The following is a 20066-nucleotide window of genomic DNA, read 5'->3' as shown; positions in this document are numbered from 1 at the left end:
TTCCTCCTCTACGCGGTGAGCACGGCACAGGTGAAGGTGAAGCCCATGCCCGTGCCGATCAGGACGATGCGGTCCCCGGGATTCAGCCGCTCGTGCCGGAGCAGGCGGTCGAGGCTGAGCAGTTGGTCGACGGAGCCGAGGTGCCCGGTGGTCAGGCCGAAGGGGAAGAGGGTCCGGTCGGGGTCCAGCCCGAGCGGTTCGACGAAGCCCGACTCGAACAGCCGGCGGCCGACGAACGGGGGAACGACCCATCGGGCGTCGCCGATCGAGCATCCGGCATCCGCCAGCGCGGACTCGACGACGCGCTGCACGGCGTCCACCGAGCGCTGCCGGGCCTCTTTCGGCGCCATACCGCCCTGGGCGAAGAACTCCCGGGCCCGGCGCCGCATGGGAAGCGTTTCCAGCGCCGTCGGCGAGACGGGGTGGAACGCCTCGTTGCCCCGCTGCAGCCCCTCCAGCGTCGTGTCCGTGTACGAGGACACCGACAGCACCCGCAGCGCGCCGCCGCCCCGCCCGAGGAGCACCGCGGCGGCACCGTCCCCGAAGGCCATCCCCGAGTCGATGTTCCACCGGTCGATTCCGGGCGGGAGGAACCGGTCTGCGCAGGTCAGCAGTGCACCGGACAGATCCGGCCGCCCTTGCAGCATGCTGCCGGCGATCTCCAGGCACGCCAGCGAGCTGTTCGACAGCGCGGACGCCTGGAGGGAGAGGGCGCCGAGGGTCTGGCCGAGCAGCTGCCCGGCGATCCAGCACGATGCGGGCCACATGTCGAGGCCCTGGAAGTAGGTGCTGCCGTGCAGATGCAGAACCGACGAGCGGTCGACTCCGGCTGCGCCTTCCAGGGCTGCCCGGCCGGCCAGGACGGCCATCTCCGGCGGTGCGAGATCCGCGACGGACACCGAAACCGTACCGGCCTCCCGCGCATCCTTCTCCGCATACCGGCCGGCGGCTATGTCGGGCCCGACGGGGCGCAGTTCGCCGAGGTAACTGCCCGTGCCCTTGATCCAGAGATCGTCGTAACGCACTTACTCGCGCTCCTCGTTCCGCGTCCGTAGCCAATGCCGCAGGCCTGCGGCGTTGGACTCGAAGCCACCCATGACCGCGAACCGCTCGGGGTCATCCGACGGCATGCCTTCGTCGGCGGCGAACCGGCGCAGCAACTCGGACTCAAGGTCGTCCTCGAGGCCACGGGCAACCGACTGCTCCGCCACCGTGCACCACCGCTGGAGCCGGTCCTCCGCGTCGGCGAGGAAGGCCGCCGGGTCGCCGGGATCGCCGAAGTGGGTCAACAGGATCCGAGACGGCTTGAGCGCCGCCATGCGGCGCATGCTCGCCACCGCCGCGTCCCGGTCGAAGTGCGGCGGCGGGCAGGCGGGCCGGGCCGAGGTCATGCCGTCGACCCGGACACCGGCCGCGTCCCCGGTGAACAGCACCCCGGTGCCGGTGTCCTGCACGACGAGGTGGTGCGGGGCGTGGCCCGGCGTGTGCAGGATGCGCAGGTCCCGGTCTCCGACATCGATGCGGTCGCCGTCCTCGGCCGCCTGGATGCGGGCCGCCGCCACCGGTGTCATCGATCCGTACACCCGGTCCAGCAACGGTCCGTGGACCCGCCGGGCGCTGGTCTCCAGCCGTGCCGGGTCGGCCAGGTGCCGTGCCCCGAAGGGGTGCACCACGACCTTCGCGGCGGGGAAGGCGCGGCTCAGCTCGCCCGCCCCGCCGGCGTGGTCGAGGTGGACGTGCGTCACGACGATCCAGCTCAGGTCGCCGGGTGCGAGCCCGAAGGCCTTCAGGGCCGCCCGTGTGCGGGCGGCGGACAGCGCGGTGCCCGACTCGACCAGGGCCGGCCGGGCACCGGGGATCAGGAAGACACCGTTCATACCCGGGTAGCCGGCCATGGCCGAATCCGCGACGAACACCCCGTCACCGAGGTCCGTGCAGGCGGCCGACGGTTCGCTCACGGCGCGTACTCGCGGCCCAGCAGTTGCCGGGCGACAACGAGCTTGGTGGCGTTCTCGGTGCCGTCCGCCAGCTGGAGTCCGATCACGTCCCGGAGGCGGTGAGCCGTCGGCAGGTCTTCCGACCAGCCGAAGTGGCCGAGCGTGAGCAGCGCCTGGTGGACCGCCTCCACCGCCGCCTTCGGCGCCCACCATTTGGCCATGTTGGCCTCGACCCGGTGGTCCTTGCCCACGTCGTTGCGCCACAGCGCCTCATAGGCCAGCAGTCGGGCGCCGTGCAGGTGGGTGGCGTGTTCGACGAGGGGGAACGCCACCCCCTGATGGGTGCCGATGGGCCGCCCGAACGCCACGCGCTCACGTGCGTGGGCGAAGGCGTGGTCCATGGCGGTTCCCGCGGCTCCGACCGCCATCAGGGCGATGAGCGCGCGCGAATAGTCGAAGCCGCGCATGACCTGTACGAAGCCGAGGCCCGGTGCGCCGACCACGTTTTCGGGCCCGACCAGGAGGCCGTCGAATTCCAGCGCCGCGCGCCCCGCCGACCGGCACCCGAGATCCGACAGCCGGGTACGGGTGACCCGGCCCTCCTCCAGCGGAGTGAAGAACGCGGTGACGCCGCGTGCTCCGGACCCGCCGGTACGTGCGAAGACCAGGCCATGGGTGGCATAACTGCCGATCATGATCGAGGTCTTGTGGCCGGCCAGCCGCCAGCCGTCGTCCTCGGGGACGGCCGGCAACTCGATGCCGGCGGCATCGGTGCCGTGGCCGGGTTCGGTCAGGCACAGGGCGACGACGGACTCGCCGCGGGCGATCGGCGGCAGCCACCGCGCGAGCTGTTCCTCGGTGCCGTTCGCGGTCAGCACGCCGGCGATCAGCGCGGCGTTGAGCACGGGGTAGCAGACGGACTGATCGGCCTTGGCCAGCTCTTCCAGAACGATGCCGGTGCTCACCGCGTCCAGTCCCTGCCCGCCGTATTCGACCGGGACACGGAGGGAGAAGAGTCCCTGCGCCGCCATGTCCTTCAGGAGCCCGGGCGGATAGCTGCCGTGGCGGTCGTTGTCCTGGTAGCCCGGCACGATGCGTTCCGCCGCGAAGCTGCGGACCCGTTCGCGCAGCGCCTTCTGGTCGTCGGTGAACTCGAAGTCCATCTGTCTTCCTCTCAGTCCGACTGCAGCTGAGCGCGCAGCAGGAACTTCTGGATCTTTCCTGAGGGGGTCTTGGGCAGCGTCTCGACGACCTCGATGCGCTCGGGCCAGTACTGCTTGGCCATGGCCATGCCGTCGAGGTGGTCGCGCAGGTCGTCGAGAGTCGGCGGGGTACCGTTGGCGATCAGCACGGCGCAGGCACGTTCCCCGAGCCGCTCGTCCGGGTAGCCGACCACCGCCACGTCGCGGACGGCGGGGTGCCGCAGCAATGCGGCCTCCACCTCGGTGACCGGGATGTTCTCCGCACCGCGCGAGATGACGTCCTTGGTGCGGCCGGCGATGCGGATGCCGCCGTGGCCGTCGTCCCGGGCGAGATCGCCGGTGTCGAACCAGCCGTCCTCGGTCAGCGACGCCGCATAGACCTCCGGCCGCCCGAAGTAGGTGAGGCACTGGCTCGCGCCCCGCACCTGCAACAACCCCGTCTCGCCCGCCGGGACCGGCTCTCCGGTCTCCTGGTGGACGATCCTGACCTCCATGCCGGGGACCGCCGTCCCATCGCTCTCGGCCGCGCGCAGGACGGGCTCTTCGGGGCGGGTGACGGTGACACAGCCGTTCTCCGTCATGCCCCACAGGGCGTACACCCGGCAGCCCAGCACCTCCCGGGCACGCTCCACGACCACCGGCGCGACCGGGGCGCTGCCGGTGGCGAAGGTGGCCAGGGCCGACAGGTTGCGTTGGTCGGCGCGCTGGGCCTCGATCAGGTCGGCCAGGAAGGTGGGCGCCCCCATGAAGAAGGTGACGCCCTCGTGTTCCAGGATCCGCAACATGAGTTTCGGGTCCCATGCGTCGATGTGGACCGAGGTCGCGCCGAGCAGCAGCGGCATCACGAAGTTCCAGGTGTAGCCGCCCTGGTGAGTGGTGGGCGAGCCCATCGCGGTGACCTCGTCGGGCGTCAGCCGCAGTACGTCCGCCTGTGCCTTGTTCATCGCGTACAGCGTGTTGTGGCTGTGCACGACGCCCTTGGGCTCACCTGTGGTGCCAGAGGTGAACATGACCTGGGCCGGGTCATCGGGGCCTGCCTCGCGTGCGTCCAGCTCCGTCGCCGGGTGATCGTTCTCCCACGCTCTGCCGAGCAGATCGCGCGCGAAGTCGAGGGCGCCGGCGGCCCTGCTGTCCGCGCCGCCGAGCAGCACCCGGTGCCGCAGGGTCGGTACCGCGTCGGCGACCTCGGCGCTCATCTGCGCGTACGAGAAGCCGCGGTACTCGGCTGCGCCCACGTACAGCGGGCTGCCGGTCAGCCGCGTCATGAACTCCACCTCGCGCCGCCGCATGATCGGCACGACGGGGCCTGCGACGGCCCCGATCCGCGCGCAGGCCAGGCACAGCGCGATGAACTCCCATGAGTTCGGCAGCTGGAGGGTCACCACGTCGCGGCGCTTGACACCGAGACCGACCAGTGCGGCGGCGAGCCGCTCCACGTACCAGGCGAGTTTCCGGTACGTCAGGTGTTCGGCGGGGCTGCCGTCGGTGTGCCAGCACACCACGGCCGTCTTGTCGGGGTGTTCACCGACCGCGCGGCGCAGATCGTCGAGAATGGTCTCGTCACGCCACCAGCCGGCCTTCCGGAACCGGTCGGCGAGTTGCGGGGAAACGCCGTTCGGGCCGGTCGTGTCGTGTTCCCGGGTCACCGTTCGTCCTCCGCTGTCGTCCGTGGATCGGCTGAACTCCGTGATGACCGGAGCACTTCCTTGGCCCGCGCGGCGATGGCCCATGACGTGATCCCCGCTCTTTGCAGCTGGTACTGCTGGCTGCCGGCGACCGACGCGAACGCTGCGGGCACTCCGATCGAACTGACCCGGGTACGGGGCAGCTCGCTGAGCGCTTCGGCGACCGCGCCGCCGAAGCCGCCGCTGAGCCAGTGCTCCTCGACGGTGATCACCGCACCGGTCGCCATCGCGGCCTCGCGCAGCGTCCTTTCGTCCAGGGGCTTGACGGTGTGTGCGTTGAGCACCGTTGCCGCGACACCGTCCGCGGCGAGCTGGTCGGCCGCCTCCAGAGCGATGTGGACGGGGTAGGGGCCACAGGCGGCGAGTGTGATGTCGCCGCCCTGTCGCAGGACCTGGATGCGGCCCAGTTCCACCGGCGGCGCGTCGCCCGGGAGGTCCGGGGTGGCGTTACGGCCGAGGCGGAGGTAGACGGGCCCGGGCAGCTCGAGGGACTGCCGGAAGAGCCGGTCGGTGGTGTTCGCGTCCGTCGGGACCACCACCGTCATGTTCGGCAGCGCCCGCATGACTGCGAGGTCCTCCAGCGAGTGGTGCGTGGGTCCGAGGTGGCCCGCGGACAGCCCGGAGTGCGTGGCCGCGATCTTGACCGGCAGATCGTTGAGGGCGATGTCGAGCTTCACCGCCTCCACCGCGCGGCTCGCCGCGAAGGTCGCCATCGTGTTCACGACCGGGATCCGGCCGCTGCGGGCGAGCCCCGCGGCGGCACCCATGAGTGTGTGCTCGGCGATGCCCAGGTTCAGGTAGCGGTCACCTGCGGAACTGAGGTCCACGCCGTTGAACAGTCCGGTGTCGGTGTCCAGGCAGACCAGGCGCGGGTCCGACGGCAGCAGCTCCATCAGGGCGTTGCGGTAGGTCTCCCGTGAGGAGAGTGCGGGCGGCGGCCCGGCGGTGGTGGTCTCGCTCACGCTGTGCCCTTCCCGGTCGTGGAGCGCAGCGCGCTCATCGCGCGCTGCCGCTGTCGGTCGCTCAGCCGTGCGTAATGGCTGCGGGCCTGTCCCTCGACGAAGGGCAGTCCCTTGCCCTTGACGGTCCTGGCGATCACCATCGTGGGTTTGCCGGGCTCGGGCGCCGTGTGCAGGACGGCGCGCAGTGCGTCCAGGTCGTGGCCGTCCACCTCGTAGGTGTGCCAGCCGAAGGCCCGCCACCGGTCCGCGAGCGGTTCCAGTGCGACGACCTGTTCCGTGCCGCCCGTGATCTGCAGCCCGTTGCGGTCGACGAAGGCGGTCAGGTTGTCCAGGCCGTGGCTGGAGGCCGCCATGGCAGCCTCCCAGACCGACCCTTCCTGCAGCTCCCCGTCGCCCATGACGACGAAGGAACGCCGGTCGCTGCGGTCGAGGCGGGCGGCCAGGGCGAACCCGACGCCCAGGGCCAGCCCGTGCCCCAGGGAGCCGGTGGGCATCTCCACTCCGGGAATCTCCGGATGCGGGTGAGCCATGAACTCGCTGCCGGCCGTGCCGTACTCGGCGAGGCGTTCCGTGGGGAAGAACCCCCGTTCGGCGAGCGCGGCGTACAGGCCGATGCCGCCGTGTCCCTTGCTGAGCACGAGGATGTCCCGGTCCGGGTCGTCCGGCCGGGCCGGATCGATGCGCAGCGCGTCGAAATAGAGCGCCACCAAAATCTCCACCAGGGACATCGAGCCCCCGATGTGGCCGCCCTCCCGGCCGGCGCACATGTCGACGATGTGTTCCCGGATGCGGCCGGCCGCCGCCTTCAGCTGCCGGGTGTCGGCCGGGGTCCGTGTGTCCGGCGGTGCTGTCGCACCACTCATCCCTCTACTCCATCCCGCTGTCGATTGGCATCAGTTCGGGTGCAGACCGGTGAACTCCAGGCCGGTGTGCTCGGGCAGTCCGAACCGGATGTTCATGCACTGCACGGCGTTGCCCGCACCGCCCTTGACGAGGTTGTCCAGCGCCCCGATCAGCAGCGCGTGCGGCGAATCCGAGTCCACCGAGAACCCGACGTCGCAGAAGTTGGACCCGGAGAGGATCTTCGGGTCCGGGAACCGGTGGATTCCGCGGCGTTCGGCCACCACCCGCACGAACGGCTCGTGCTGGTAGCTCGCGCGATAGGCGGCCCGTACGGCTCGCTCGTCGGCTCCGGGCGCAAGCCGCGCCCGGCACAGCAGCTGGACGCCGCGCACGGCCTCGACACCGCTGGCACTCATGTGCACCGTCAGACCGGTCGCCTGAGCCATCTCCGCTTCGTGCCGGTGGCGGTTCGGGGCGAAGACACGCAGCGCACCGCTTCGCTCGGCGTGCAGGTTCCCCGCTCCCGCCGTGGCACCCGATCCGCTGGACCCGGTGCGCGCGTCCACGGTGACCGCTCCTTCGACGAGCCCGGCCCGGGCCAGCGGGGCCAGGGTGAGGATCCCTGCCGTGGCCATGCAGCCGGGCACCGAAATGCGATCGGCTGTCCGCAACTCGGTCCGATGGAATTCGGGCAGGCCCGGGGTGAACGAATCGAGCAGTTCGGGGGCCTCGTGCGGGACACCGTAGTAGTCGGCGTACACCTGTGCGGAACGGAGCCGGAAGTCTCCCGAGAGGTCGATGACGGTCTTCGCATGCCCGAGGAATTCCGGCATGCGCCGCATGGTCTCTCGGTGCGGCGCCGCCAGGAACAGCACGTCGTAGTCCTCGAGCGAAGCCGGCTCGCAGAAGCGCAGTTGGGTGCGGCCACGCAGGTTCGGATGGACACCCCCGACCGCCCGGCCCGCGAAGCTGCGGGACGTTGCGGCCGCCAGCTCCACCTCGGGGTGTCCGACCAGCAGGCGCAGCAGTTCGCCGCCGATGTATCCGGCCCCGCCCACCACGGCGACGCGCATCATGCCGCCGCCTTGGACAGCAGATGCCGCACGATGTGGTCGGCCACGTCCACCCGGTCCCGCTGTGCCTCCTGGAACCCAGCGAATTCCACTCGGTGGTTCACCTCCAGAACCGAAGTCATACCGTCGCTGTCCACGACGAGATCGACACCGGCGATATCCGCTCCGACCGCGTCCGCGGCGGTCACCGCGAGTTTGGCGTCCTCTTCGCTGAGGGCGCAGAATTCACTGACGCCGCCCCGGGCGACATTGGTGCGCCATTCGGAACTCCGGCGGTAGGTGGCGCCGATGACCTGATCGCCCACCACGATGACGCGGATATCACGGTCGAGTTTGGGGATCATTTCCTGCACATAGATGATGTGGGACTGCGGGGACGGCAGGGCCGCGATGTGCTCGAGGACCGTGGCCGCGATCCGCGGGTTGTCCACCGGCGTGACCAGCCGGCCCCACGACCCGACCAGCGGCTTGATCACCGCCGGGTAGCCGATCTCCTCCAGCGCGGTCAGCGCCGCGTCCGGGGTCATGGCCAGTGCGGTCCTCGGAGTGGGCAGACCGCGCCGCTGCAGGGCCACGGAGGTCAGCCACTTGTCGCCGCACAGGGTGGTGGCGGCGGCCGTGTTCACGACCCTGGCACCCCTGGCTTCCAGAGCGGTGGCCGCATAGCCGGCGCGGAACTGCCCGATCTCCCGGTTGAGAAACACCCGGTGGCCCATCGACTCCCCGCCCAGCATGACGGAGAGTTCTCGTGCATCCACGTAGCTGAAGGGGACCGCGCGTCTGTCGAGCGCCGCCATGATGCGCTTCTCATCCGTGCGGACCCTGGAAGCCAGCACGGCTATGGACGGTTCCGGCACTACTCTCCCCAGTCCTCCTCGACCTCCGGCGCCCGGGTCAGCGTCACCGGAGCCAGCGAGGTCACCTCCAGTTCACTCCGACAGCCGTCGCACTCGACGATTTCGTTCACTCGGGTATTCGACTCGATCCGCACCTGAGCGTCGCACTCAGGACATGCCGCGACGGACATGCGCCCTCCCGGGGTCAGAAGTGGATGTGCTCGTGCCGCAGTTCCTGAATCCAACCGCAGCGCAGCGAGGAAACGGTAACGCCGGAATGGGCGGGCGAACCAGGCATGGATTGTTTTTGTTCCCATCACCGCAGCTTATTTGAAACGTGAAATAAGACGCCGTTATACGGGCCATAAAGTCCTGAAGCGGGCGACGGCCCCGGCCGCCCGCCGAATACGTCTACTGTCCATTGCCACCACCTTTCTTCCGCATTCCATGTGCACCACGAGGAGTTGTCATGCAGGGAGCTGCCGCCGGCGCCGCCGTCCACGAGGGCGTGCGCGTCGCACTCTCCGACCCGGCACTGCACACGCGCACGCCGGGTGAGGAGTTCGCCTGGTCCGTGAGGGGAGCGGGCGCCGAGGACCTCGTCATTCCCTTCCGGGCCCATCTGCCGGCCGTCTTCCCGCTCTTCGCGACGCGTCCCCGCTACGCCGTGCGCCATCTGCTGAAGACCGCGTCCGTGCCCGACCGGACCGTGCCCTTCGTGCACGAGCCCCCCGTCACCGCCCTGCGCGCGTCCGGCACCTCGTACGCCACCACACCCGAGGCGGCCTTCGCCCCGCGGCTGAGCGAGGCCGAACTCACCGATCTTTCGGTCTCCGTCCCGCTGCCCGCCGGTCTGCTGAACGAGCCCAGCCTGCTGGCGTCCTTCGTCGACTACCGGGTGCTGGTACGGCTGTCCGCCAGGGAGAACGACGCCTTGCTGCACGGCACCGCGGACAAGAAGATCCGCGGACTGCTGACACTCCCCGACAGCCGCGAGGGGGCACTGGGTCAGGACCTCGCCGAAGCGCTCACCACAGCGGCCGCCGAGGTCGAGGAGACCGGCGGCTCGTGCGACGGCATCGTCGTCCACCCCTTCACCTACTGGGAGTTGGTCAAGGGCGGTGTCCTCGAACTGCTCGCAAAGGCCGGCATCACCGTCTCCCGCACTCGCATGATCGGCCGTGACCAGGTGCTGCTCGGCGATTTCCGGGCCGCGGCCACGCTCCTCGTGCCGGACGTGGCGTCGCTGGCGCTGCGCCGCGGCGCCGGCCCGGACGGCTGCGACCTCATCGAGGCAACCACCCGAGTCGGTCTGGCCGTTCACCTGCCGCAGCACTTCCTGTTGCTGTCGCGGGACTGAGCGCGCGTGTTCCCGAAGGCGGCCGCCCTGCGATGACGACGGAAGGACCCCACCCCTGATGGCCGAAAAGCTCCCGCGCGTCCTCTACATCACCGGCTGGATGCGTAGCGGCAGTACCCTGCTGGGCAATGTCCTCAATGAGCTTCCCGGTGTTCTGCATGTCGGAGAGCTGCACTATCTGTGGCAGAACGGAGTGCTGGCATCAGGAACCAACTCCGAGTGCGGTTGCGGACTCCCCCTGGGTGACTGCGCCCTGTGGTCGGCGGTGCTCAAGGCCACCCATGCGGCGACGCCCGACGCCGCCGCCACCGCACACCACATGACGATGCGTCAGCGAGCGCTGCTCAGAACCCGCCACACCCGCAGCCGGCTCGCCGAGGCGCGCGGCGAGGCGGTCCCCGCACCGGGTGTCGCCGACCTCCTCGACCGCACGGCGGACATCTACCGGCTGGTCGCCGGCGAGGGCGGCGAGCGGCTGATCGTGGACGGGTCGAAGTACCCGGCGGAGGCGGCGGCCCTGCTGGGCCGCACGGACCTCGACGTCCGGGTCCTGCACGTCGTGCGCGACCCCCGGGCCACCGCGCTGTCCTACCGACGCAGCAAGCAGTACATCGACCCGATGAGTCCGGCCCGCAGCAGCAGCTACTGGACAGCCTTCAATCTCGCCTCGGAGCTGATCGGTGAGAGCGTCCCCGGCAGGTATCTGCGGGTCCGGCACGAGGACCTGGTGGTGCGTCCGAAGGAGGTCGTCACCGAGGTGCTGCGGTTCGCCGGTCTCGACGACGAGTCCCCCGTGGACGAGTCCGGGACGGTGTGGCTGAGCGGGAACCACACCGTCACCGGCAACCCCGACCGGCTGCGCCAGGGCAGGACCCTGATCCGCCCCGACGTCCGCTGGCACACCGACCTGTCCCGCGCCGACACCGCGACGGTGACGGCGCTGACCGCCCCCCTGCTCGTCCGCTACGGCTACCCCGTGCTGCCCGGACGCGTATGGCCCTCGCCGGAAGGGCGTTGACAGTGGACCTCGGACTTCAGGGACGCAGCGCCCTTGTCGCCGCGTCCAGCAGCGGCCTGGGCCTCGCCGTCGCGCGCGCCCTCGCCATGGAGGGCACCCATGTCTCGATGTGCGGCAGGGATCCGGACAAGCTGGCGCGCGCTCATGAGGAAGTGGACGGCTGCGGCCCGGGCCGGGTCCTGAGCACCGTCGTCGACCTGCGGGACGAGGACGCTGCGGCCGCGTGGGTCCGGCACACGGCCGAGGAGTTCGGCGGCCTGCACATCCTGGTGACCAATTCGGGCGGCGTGCCGTTCGGCCCGGTGGAGAGCTTCGATGTCGCGGAGTACCGCCAGGCGGTCAACGACAACCTGCTGCCTCATGTGTCGCTGTCGCTGGCCGCGAAGCCGTACCTCACCGAAGCGGGCTGGGGCCGGATCGTCATGATCACTTCTGAGGCGGTGCGCCAGCCGCACCCCGGCAGCGGCCTGTCCTCCGTGGCCCGGCTGGGCGTCCTGGGCTTCGTCAAGGGGCTGGTCCACTCGTTCGGTGCCAGTGGAGTGACCGTCAATGTTCTCGCCCCGGGCTTCCACCGGACACCGATCCTCGACGAGCAGTACGGGGCAGAGGTGGAGGACCGCCTCGCCGAGGTCGCCGGAGAACTGCCGCTGGGCCGGATAGGACGGGCCGAGGATCTCGGCAGTCTGGTCGCGTTCCTCGCCAGCGAGCAGGCAGCGTTCGTCACGGGCACGGTGCTGGTGGCGGACGGGGGCAACACCCGAGGTATCGGCTGACGGAGGGGAATGTGAGCAAGGAAGCGTTGCCGGCGAAGGCGCCGGCCGCCACGCCTGCCCGGGGGCCGGGACGGCAGCCCTGGGTCCGTACGTTCCTGGGCGTCATCACCGCACTGTTCTGCACCTTCGCGTCGTTCGGCCTGGTGATACCGGTCATTCCCAGGCTGGTCACCGAGCAGCTGCACGGTTCGCCGTTCGAGGTCGGCGTGACCTTCACGGTCTCCGGCGTGGTGGCGCTGCTGGTACGGCCGTACGCGGGACAGGTCGCCCAAAGGCGGGGCAGTCGGCCGGTCATGACGTTCGGAGCACTGCTCGTCATCGTCGTCGGCGGACTGTACGCGCTGCCGCTGGGCCTGCCCGGTCTCCTCGTCGCGCGCCTGGTCATGGGCGTCGGAGAGGCGCTTCTCTTCACCGCCGGGTCGGTGTGGACGGTGTCGCTGACGCCTCCGGAACGCCGCGGACAGATCGTCGGCTTCTACGGGCTGGCCATGTGGACGGGACTCACGGTAGGGCCGATCCTGGGCGACGTGGTGTTTCGCGCCGGTTCGTTCGGCGCCGTGTGGGCCCTCGCCTCGGCCCTCCCCGCGATCGCCGTCGCCGTGCTGCTCGTGCTGCCCAACAGCACACGCCTCGGCACCGCGGTCTCCGGCCGGCTGCTGCCGCCTTCCTCGGTGCTGCCCGGCATCTCGCTGGGCTGCGGTGCCTTCGGTTACGCCGCGGTGGCGAGCTTCGGCGCGCTGTCGATGACCGCTCGCGGCGTCGCAGGCGGCTCCTTGCTCCTCAGCCTGTTCAGCGTGGCGTATGTCGTGGTCCGGCTGGTCGCCGGTCGCATGCCGGACCGGATCGGCGCCCTGCCGGTGATTGTCGTCTCCGCCTCGGTCGAGGCGATCGGCATGGTGCTCATCGCCTTCGCCCCGTCCCTGTGGCCGGCCGCGATCGGTGCGCTCATCGCCGGCGGCGGCTTCACGCTGCTCTACCCCGCCCTGGCCCTCATCACCATCGACACCTCGCCGGAAGCCGAACGAGGAGCCGCTCTCGGCGCCATCACGTCCTTCTTCGACATCGCGGTCGGCGTCGCGGGGCTGCTCGGCGGGCTGCTCGCCGAGGTGAGCTACACCGCGACGTTCCTGCTGTCCGCCGTGGCCGTCCTCGGGTCGCTGTGCACCGGCACCGTCGCCGCCCGGCGCCGCACCAGGCAACTGGCCGCGCCCAGCCGCTGACTGCGGCCGTCCCGATCCGCAGACCACTCTTCCTGTACTCGCACGAAAGGCAACCCTGGCATGCCCGTTCTGGGGGAAGTAGCCAGCTCTCGCGCCGCCGCGCTCTACGTCGTCAAGCTGGGTAGCGCGAGCCTCGCGCACACCCGGGTCTTCGACGAACTCCGAGCACTGCGCCGGCGCGGCGCCCGGCTGCTGGTCATCGCCGGCGGTGCGGCCGGCATCACGGAGTACTACCGCACCACCGGCCGCGACATCCGCACTCTGACCTCACGCGACGGTGGCGAGATCCGCTACTGCCCGCCGGACGAGATACCGCACATCATCGCGGCGTACGAGCAGGTCACACTGCCCTTGGTCGAGAAGGAGCTCACCGACCGCGGTATGTCCGTGTTCGCCGCCGTCTCCCGTACCGGATCCCTGGTGCGGGCGAAGGCCAACGGGCCGCTGCGAGTGGTGGAGGACGGCCGCACACGCGTGGTTCGCGACCATCGCGCCGGCACGGTGAGTGACGTGGACGTGGACCGGCTGACCAGCCTGCTGTCCGCGTTCGACGTGGTCTGCCTGTCCCCGCCGGTCGCCGCCGACGACGGCGGCACCGCCCTGAACGTGGACGCCGACGTGCTGGCGGCGGAAGTCGCCAAGGCTCTGGACGCCGACCACCTCCGGCTGGTCACCGGCACGGCGGGTCTGCTCACCGATCCCGCGTCGCCCGCCAGCACGCTGCGCCACGCCCACGCCGGCGAGGGACAGCGCTACGCCCGCGGCCGGATGCGGCAGAAGGTGCGGGCCGCGGAGATCGCGCTCGAGGGCACCTGCGACGTCGCCGTCACCGGACCGCACACGCTGTCCACTGCCGAGGCCACCTGGTTCTGGCGGGCGCCGGCGCCGGCGGCGGACCTCACTCTGCTCGCCCGCGCCGTCGAGCTGTCATCCGTCTCCCGCGACGAGCAGGAGATCGCGGAGTTCCTCGCGCGGTGGTGCACCGAGCGGGGAATCGACGCCGGGATCGACGCGGCCGGCAACCTGGTGGCCACCCGCGGTTCGGGCTCTCGGCGGCTGCTGATGCTCGGCCATCTCGACACCGTCCCGCACCGATGGCCCGCCGTCTGGAACGGAGAGGAACTCACGGGTCGCGGAAGCGTCGACGCCAAGGCGAGCCTGGTGACCTATCTGCAGACGCTGGCCGACGTCGACGTGCCCGACGACGTGCAGCTGCGAGTGGTCGGGGCGGTTGAGGAAGAGATCACCTCGGCCGGCGCCTTCCACGTCCGTGACCACTATCCGGCCGACGCCGTGATCATCGGTGAACCGAGCGGCGCAGCCGCGCTGACCATCGGCTACTACGGCCTGGTCAAGGTCCGGCTGAGCATCTCGGAGCGCACCGGGCACACGGCGGGCAAGGATGTCAGAACGGCGGGCGACCGGATGGTCGAGTCCCTGCGCGCTGTCCGCCAGGCCGTCGAGCGGCTGGACCAGGAAGCCATGACGGCGGTGCTCGGCATCCAGGCTCTCAACCGCGGTGACGTCCAGTGCGGGGAAGCAGTGGTGGACGTGCGGGTCCCGCCCGCGCTCGATGTCGAGGAACTGCTGGCCGCGCTGCGGGCCGCGGTCACCGCACCGGTGGAACTCGACGTGCTGCGGGCCACGCCAGGGGTGGCGACGGGGCGCTCCAGCAGCCTGGTGAAAGTCTTCCAACGGGCGTTCCGCACCGCAGAGGTGACGCCCCGGTTCCTGCTCAAGAAGGGCAGCAGCGATATGAACACCCTGGCAACCACGTGGCAGGGCGTCCCCATGGTGGCCTACGGCCCCGGTGACGCGAAGCTCGATCACACGCCCCACGAGCGCATCGATGCGGCCGAGTTCCGCACGGCCCGGACCGTGCTGGCCGCGGCGGTCCGAGAGTGGAGCGCGCTGTGAACCACACTCCGCACTGCACCTGCTGGCCCGGCTCGACCATCTGGCTCACCGGCCTGCCCAGCGCCGGCAAGAGCACCATCGCACGTGCCGTCTCCGAGCTGTTGCGCAGGGGGCAGCGGCGGGTGGAAGTACTCGACGGCGACGAGTTGCGGATGTCGCTCTCGCCCGAACTCGGTTTCTCACCCGAGGACCGGCGCCGCAATGTGCAGCGGATCGGCCTGGTCGCCGAAGTGCTGGCGCGCAACGGCGTCACTGTCCTCGTCCCTGTGATCGCGCCGTACGCCGACGTCCGCGAGGGGGTGCGCGTACGGCACGAGCGCAGCGGCACCGCGTTCCTGGAGGTGCATGTGGCCACACCCGTCGAGGTGTGTTCGGCACGTGATGTGAAGGGACTGTACGCCAAGCAGGCGGCCGGCCAGATCTCCGGGCTGACCGGCGTGGACGACCCCTACGAGGAGCCGACGGCACCGGATCTGCGGATCGAATCGCACCTGCAGACCGTCGCGGAGTCCGCGGCGGCGGTACGGACGCTGCTCATAGAGAAAGGGCTGGCATGACCACCGCGGCACAACGCGCCGACGACACCGGCAGGCCGTACGCGCTCACTCACCTGGACGTGCTCGAGTCCGAGGCGGTGCACATCTTCCGCGAGGTGGCGGGCGAGTTCGAGCGACCGGTGATCCTGTTCTCCGGCGGCAAGGACTCCATCGTCATGCTGCACCTCGCGCTGAAGGCTTTCGCGCCCGCCGCGATCCCCTTCTCCCTCCTGCACGTGGACACCGGGCACAACTTCCCCGAGGTGCTGGACTACCGCGACCGCGCCGTGGAGCGGCACGGCCTGCGGCTGCACATCGCCTCCGTCCAGGACTTCATCGATGCGGGCAGGCTCCAGGAGCGCCCCGACGGCACCCGTAACCCCCTGCAGACGGTGCCGCTGCTGGACGCCATCGAGAAGAACCGCTTCGACGCCGTGTTCGGCGGTGGCCGCCGTGACGAGGAGAAGGCGCGCGCCAAGGAGCGGGTGTTCTCGCTGCGTGACGAGTTCGGCGGCTGGGACCCGCGCCGGCAGCGGCCCGAGCTGTGGCAGCTCTACAACGGCCGCCACTCGCCCGGCGAGCACGTCCGCGTCTTCCCGCTGTCCAACTGGACCGAGCTCGACGTGTGGCAGTACATCGCGCGGGAGAAGATCGAACTCCCGTCGATCTACTACGTCCACGAACGGAAGGTCTTCCGCAGGAACGGTATGTGGCTGGCGCCCGGCGAATGGGGCGGCCCCAGGGACGATGAACCGCTGGAACCGAGGCAGGTGCGCTACCGAACGGTCGGCGACATGTCGTGCACCGGGGCGGTCGAGTCCGACGCCGACACCGTCGAGAAGGTCATCGCCGAGATCGCCGCGTCCCGGCTCACCGAGCGCGGCGCCACCCGGGCCGACGACAAGCTCTCCGAGGCCGCCATGGAAGACCGCAAGCGCGAGGGGTACTTCTGATGATCGTCGACACGTTGCGTTTTGCGACCGCGGGGTCGGTGGACGACGGCAAGTCCACCCTCGTGGGCCGGTTGCTCCACGATTCGAAATCGGTCCTCGCGGACCAGCTGGAAGCAGTCACGGCGGCCTCGCAGCGGCGCGGCCAGCAGGCACCCGACCTGGCGCTGCTGACGGACGGGCTGCGCGCCGAGCGGGAGCAGGGCATCACCATCGACGTGGCGTACCGGTACTTCGCCACGCCCCGGCGCCGCTTCATACTCGCTGACACTCCCGGCCATGTGCAGTACACCCGCAACATGGTCACCGGCGCCTCCACCGCGGACCTGGCCCTGGTGCTGGTCGACGCCCGCAACGGCGTGGTCGAGCAGACCCGCCGCCATGCCGCGGTCACCGCTCTGCTGCGGGTCCCGCACGTGGTCCTCGCCGTCAACAAGATGGATCTGGTGGACTATGCCGAGCCCGTCTTCGCCGCGATTGCCGAGGAGTTCGCCGCCTACGCGGCCTCCCTCGGGGTGCCGGAGATCACCGTCATCCCCGTCTCGGCACTGGCCGGCGACAACGTCGTGACCCCCTCAACCCGCATGGAGTGGTACGGCGGCCCGACCGTGCTCGAACACCTGGAAACCGTGTCGGTGGTCGCGGATCCCTCGGACGATGTGGCCCGCCTCCCGGTCCAGTACGTCATCCGCCCGCAGACCTCCCGACACCCCGACTACCGCGGCTACGCGGGCCAGATCGCCTCCGGGGTGCTGCGCGTCGGCGACGCCGTCACCGTGCTGCCCTCGGGCCGTACGAGCACCATCGAGGCGATCGACGCGCTCGGCCGGGCCGTCGACACCGCCTGGGCGCCGCAGTCGGTGACCGTCCGCCTCGCCGACGACATCGACATCTCGCGCGGTGACCTGATCGCCCCGGCGGCCACGGCCGCGGCGCCCACGCAGGACATCGACGCGACCGTCTGCCACGTCTCGGACCGCCCGCTCAAGCCGGGGGACCGCGTACTGCTCACGCATACCACGCGCACCGTGAAGGCCGTCGTCAAGAGCATTCCCTCCCGCCTCACCCTGGACGATCTCTCCGACCGACCGGCACCGGGCGAACTGGTGGCCAACGACATCGGCCGCGTGGTGGTGAGGACCGCCGAACCGCTCGCCCTGGACGCGTACGCCGATTCCCGGCGCACCGGCTCCTTCCTCCTCATCGACCCGGCCGACGGCACCACCCTGGCCGCTGGAATGGCACAACCGAGTGATGGCTGAGACAACGCCCTTCACCGTGGCGGTGGTGGGTGCCGGCGCGGCCGGCACCCTCACAGCGGCCCGACTGCTCGATGCGGCTGCATCGGCGCGGCTTCCACTGGAGGTCCAGCTGATCGACCCGGTGCCGGCGACGGGGCAGGGAACCGCGTACGCGACCACCGATCCGCGGCACCTCCTGAACGTGCCTGCGGGCAGGCTGAGCGCTCTGCCCGACCGACCGGACGACTTCACCTCGTGGCTCTCCAGGACGCTCGGCAGGCAGGCCGGTCCCGGGGAATTCGTCGCCCGCCGCCACTACGGCCGTTATCTGTTCGATCACTTGGCCCGCGCGGTGGAGAGTGCCGTCTTCGGCCGTTTCCGAAGGCGCCACGAAAGGGTCGTGGACCTGACCGTCGACGACGGTCCGCGACTGCTCTTCGCGTCGGGCCGCAGCCTGCGCGTGCAGTCGGTGGTACTCGCCCTCGGCCGGCCCCGGTCGGGCAGCGGCTGGTTGCCGCATCCGGTGAATTCGCCGCGGGTCATCTCCGATCCGTGGCACCCGGCCGCGCTCGACGCGGTGCCGACGGAGTCCGATGTGCTCCTCGTCGGAACCGGGCTGACCATGGCGGACATCGCCCTCACTCTGACCCGGCCCGGCCGGGTCGTCCATGCCGTCTCCCGGCACGGCCTGGTACCCCGGCGGCACGTCCTGCCATCGGCGCCGCCGATTCCGCCGCCGCCCTACGGTGAGTGTGCCGATCTTCCCTCCCTGCGCCGGATGGTGCTCCGCCACGCTGCCGTCTGCCGCCGTCTGCACGGTGACTGGCGGCCGGCCATCGACAGCCTGCGGCCCTGGTCCGCACAGCTGTGGCAGCGGCTGAGTCCGGACGACCGCTGCCGTTTCCTGGCCGAGGACCTCCGGCGCTGGGAGGTGCATCGGCATCGCATGCCGCCGCGCACTGCCGACGCACTGGCCGGCGCCCGCGCCGAAGGCAGGGTGAGCGTCACCGCCGGCCGGGTGGCCAGGGCAACTCCCACCACCGGTGGGGTACACGTCCGCCTCGTCGACGGGCGGTCGCTGCGTGTGGGCGCCGTCGTGAACTGCACGGGAGCGCCCCGCTCCGTCCACGATTCCACCGATCCGCTCGTCCGCGCCCTGCTGGGAAGCGGCGTGGCCCGTCCCGGACCTCTCGGCCTGGGTCTGGACACGGCACCCGACGGCAGGATCGCGCCCCTCGACGGCCACTCCCCTGCCCCCCTCTGGGCCCTTGGTGCCCTGCGGTTGGGGAACCTCTGGGAGACCACGGCGATCCCCGAGATCCGCCTCCAGGCCAGGGACATCGCCACCTCGGTGCTGTGCCTGGCAGCAGCGGCACATGCCGGTGCCGCCGATGTTCTGTCCTCGCCGTAGGACGCACGCCTCCGTCGCGGTGCTCGGCGCCCCGACTTTGGTCAGCCAGGAAGCAGCTCATGGGCAAGGACGTGCGGAATGACGGAATATCCGGGACTGGACGTGCCCGAGCGGGCCTCGCTCGCCGGACTGGGTCTGGGCAGGGCCGCCGAAGCGGTGTACAGGGCCGCGGTCCGGGGCCCCCGGCGGCACATCGATGAACTGGTCGAGGAGACCGGACTGAGCACGTCGGACGTCCGTGCCGGGCTCGCCGAGCTGACCGCCTTGTCGCTGATCACGCCCTCCGGCGAGGAGCCGGGTGCGGTCGTCGTGGTGAAGCCGGGTCTGGCGCTCGGAGAGCTCATATCCAAGGGGCAGAAAGACATATTCGAGCGCCAGAGGAAACTGGCCGAATGCCGCGTGGCGATGTCCGACATCGTGGCGGAGTTCGAAAGGGAACGCGGCGGCGCCGACGGTGGCACGATCGAATACCTGCGGGGCGTGGACTCCGTACGCGTGTTCCTGGAGGAGATGTCGAAGCAGACCGAGACCGAAGTGCTCGCGCTCGTTCCGAAGGCCGCCCTCACCCCGGAAGGCATGTCGGCCAGCCGGACCCTCGATGCGAAGATGATCGAGCGTGGGGTGGCCATTCGCACCGTCTATCTGGACAGCGTCCGCAACCACACGGCCACCCGTCGGTACGCGGCGTGGCTGAACGAGTGCGGCGGAGAGGTGCGTACGCATCCCGTGCTGCCCATGCGTGTCATCCTCGTCGACCGCACGATCGCTGTTCTTCCGATCGATCCGCAGGACTCGGCCAAGGGCGCTGTGGTGCTGCGCGAACACAGCGTGGTGGCCGCCCTGTCTGCGCTGTTCGCGCGTATCTGGGAAGCCGCCCGTCCGCTCGGTACCGCCGAACTGCCGGACGAGCAGGGACTCAATCCGCAGGAGCGTGAACTGCTGCGTCTGCTCGCCCAGGGCATGACCGACGAGGCCGCCAGCAAGCAGTTGGCGCTTTCCGTCCGCAGTGTCCGTCGACTGATGTCGGACATCATGGACCGGCTCGACGCGCGGAGCCGGTTCGAAGCGGGCCTGCGGGCCGCCGAGCGGGGCTGGCTGTGAG

Annotated in this window: 19 protein-coding genes; 10 read left to right on the top strand and 9 right to left on the bottom strand. The window is 70.5% G+C overall.

Annotation, left to right across the window (positions count from 1 at the left end; translation table 11 throughout):
* Positions 1-8 precede the first annotated feature (8 nt).
* Genes ACWGJ5_RS36430 through lysW form a run of 9 tightly spaced genes read right to left on the bottom strand, consistent with a single transcriptional unit; the run spans position 9 to position 8729 of the window.
* Positions 9-1025: a ketoacyl-ACP synthase III family protein gene (locus ACWGJ5_RS36430; RefSeq protein ID WP_453313911.1), complete on the bottom strand. Its 1017-nt coding sequence runs from the start codon at positions 1023-1025 to the stop codon at positions 9-11.
* Complete coding sequence (locus ACWGJ5_RS36425; protein WP_453313910.1) at positions 1026-1958, bottom strand: MBL fold metallo-hydrolase; 933 nt, start codon at positions 1956-1958, stop codon at positions 1026-1028. It abuts the gene before it with no gap.
* Complete coding sequence (locus ACWGJ5_RS36420) at positions 1955-3100, bottom strand: acyl-CoA dehydrogenase family protein (RefSeq protein ID WP_453313909.1); 1146 nt, start codon at positions 3098-3100, stop codon at positions 1955-1957. The genes ACWGJ5_RS36425 and ACWGJ5_RS36420 overlap by 4 nt, the downstream gene beginning before the upstream one ends.
* Before the next feature lie 11 nt (positions 3101-3111).
* Entirely contained in the window at positions 3112-4785 is a 1674-nt protein-coding gene (locus ACWGJ5_RS36415) for an AMP-binding protein (RefSeq protein ID WP_453313908.1), read from the bottom strand.
* Positions 4782-5786 carry a transketolase family protein gene (locus tag ACWGJ5_RS36410; protein WP_453313907.1) on the bottom strand — a complete coding sequence of 335 codons (1005 nt, stop codon included), beginning with the start codon at positions 5784-5786 and terminating at the stop codon, positions 4782-4784. The genes ACWGJ5_RS36415 and ACWGJ5_RS36410 overlap by 4 nt, the downstream gene beginning before the upstream one ends.
* The gene (locus ACWGJ5_RS36405) at positions 5783-6649 is read right to left on the bottom strand and encodes a transketolase (protein ID WP_453313906.1); all 867 of its coding nucleotides are present in this window, start codon (positions 6647-6649) and stop codon (positions 5783-5785) included. The genes ACWGJ5_RS36410 and ACWGJ5_RS36405 overlap by 4 nt, the downstream gene beginning before the upstream one ends.
* Before the next feature lie 30 nt (positions 6650-6679).
* A complete protein-coding gene (gene argC / locus ACWGJ5_RS36400) occupies positions 6680-7705 on the bottom strand; it encodes an N-acetyl-gamma-glutamyl-phosphate reductase (protein ID WP_453313905.1) in 1026 nt (341 codons plus the stop codon).
* Positions 7702-8538, bottom strand: coding sequence for a RimK family alpha-L-glutamate ligase (locus ACWGJ5_RS36395; RefSeq protein ID WP_453313904.1), 837 nt, complete (start codon positions 8536-8538; stop codon positions 7702-7704). The genes argC and ACWGJ5_RS36395 overlap by 4 nt, the downstream gene beginning before the upstream one ends.
* A 20-nt stretch (positions 8539-8558) precedes the next feature.
* A complete protein-coding gene (gene lysW, locus ACWGJ5_RS36390; protein ID WP_453313903.1) occupies positions 8559-8729 on the bottom strand; it encodes a lysine biosynthesis protein LysW in 171 nt (56 codons plus the stop codon).
* Positions 8730-9007: 278 nt separating this feature from the next.
* Here lysW and ACWGJ5_RS36385 point away from each other — a divergent pair, with 278 nt between their 5' ends.
* The 10 genes from ACWGJ5_RS36385 (at position 9008) to ACWGJ5_RS36340 (ending at position 20065) form a co-directional block, all read left to right on the top strand.
* Positions 9008-9898, top strand: coding sequence for a family 3 encapsulin nanocompartment shell protein (locus ACWGJ5_RS36385; RefSeq protein WP_453313902.1), 891 nt, complete (start codon positions 9008-9010; stop codon positions 9896-9898).
* 58 nt (positions 9899-9956) lie between these two features.
* Positions 9957-10916, top strand: a complete 960-nt coding sequence (locus ACWGJ5_RS36380) for a sulfotransferase (protein ID WP_453313901.1) — start codon at positions 9957-9959, stop codon at positions 10914-10916.
* 2 nt (positions 10917-10918) lie between these two features.
* Positions 10919-11689: an SDR family NAD(P)-dependent oxidoreductase gene (locus ACWGJ5_RS36375; RefSeq protein ID WP_453313900.1), complete on the top strand. Its 771-nt coding sequence runs from the start codon at positions 10919-10921 to the stop codon at positions 11687-11689.
* An 11-nt stretch (positions 11690-11700) separates the two neighbouring features.
* Positions 11701-12909 carry an MFS transporter gene (locus tag ACWGJ5_RS36370; RefSeq protein ID WP_453313899.1) on the top strand — a complete coding sequence of 403 codons (1209 nt, stop codon included), beginning with the start codon at positions 11701-11703 and terminating at the stop codon, positions 12907-12909.
* A gap of 60 nt (positions 12910-12969) precedes the next feature.
* Complete coding sequence (locus tag ACWGJ5_RS36365) at positions 12970-14826, top strand: M20/M25/M40 family metallo-hydrolase (RefSeq protein WP_453313898.1); 1857 nt, start codon at positions 12970-12972, stop codon at positions 14824-14826.
* Positions 14823-15383 carry an adenylyl-sulfate kinase gene (cysC, locus tag ACWGJ5_RS36360; RefSeq protein ID WP_453313897.1) on the top strand — a complete coding sequence of 187 codons (561 nt, stop codon included), beginning with the start codon at positions 14823-14825 and terminating at the stop codon, positions 15381-15383. Before ACWGJ5_RS36365 ends, cysC begins: the two co-directional genes overlap by 4 nt.
* Positions 15380-16315, top strand: coding sequence for a sulfate adenylyltransferase subunit CysD (cysD, locus tag ACWGJ5_RS36355; RefSeq protein ID WP_453313896.1), 936 nt, complete (start codon positions 15380-15382; stop codon positions 16313-16315). The genes cysC and cysD overlap by 4 nt, the downstream gene beginning before the upstream one ends.
* Positions 16315-17574: a sulfate adenylyltransferase subunit 1 gene (locus ACWGJ5_RS36350; RefSeq protein WP_453313895.1), complete on the top strand. Its 1260-nt coding sequence runs from the start codon at positions 16315-16317 to the stop codon at positions 17572-17574. The genes cysD and ACWGJ5_RS36350 overlap by 1 nt, the downstream gene beginning before the upstream one ends.
* On the top strand, positions 17567-18964 hold the full coding sequence (locus tag ACWGJ5_RS36345) for an FAD/NAD(P)-binding protein (RefSeq protein WP_453313894.1): 1398 nt from the start codon (positions 17567-17569) through the stop codon (positions 18962-18964). Before ACWGJ5_RS36350 ends, ACWGJ5_RS36345 begins: the two co-directional genes overlap by 8 nt.
* Before the next feature lie 78 nt (positions 18965-19042).
* The gene (locus ACWGJ5_RS36340) at positions 19043-20065 is read left to right on the top strand and encodes a helix-turn-helix transcriptional regulator (RefSeq protein WP_453313893.1); all 1023 of its coding nucleotides are present in this window, start codon (positions 19043-19045) and stop codon (positions 20063-20065) included.
* Position 20066 lies beyond the last annotated feature (1 nt).

Source organism: Streptomyces sp. NPDC054783 (assembly GCF_053611725.1).
Note: the sequence above shows the minus strand (reverse complement) of the source record. Positions and strands in the feature narration are given on the sequence as shown.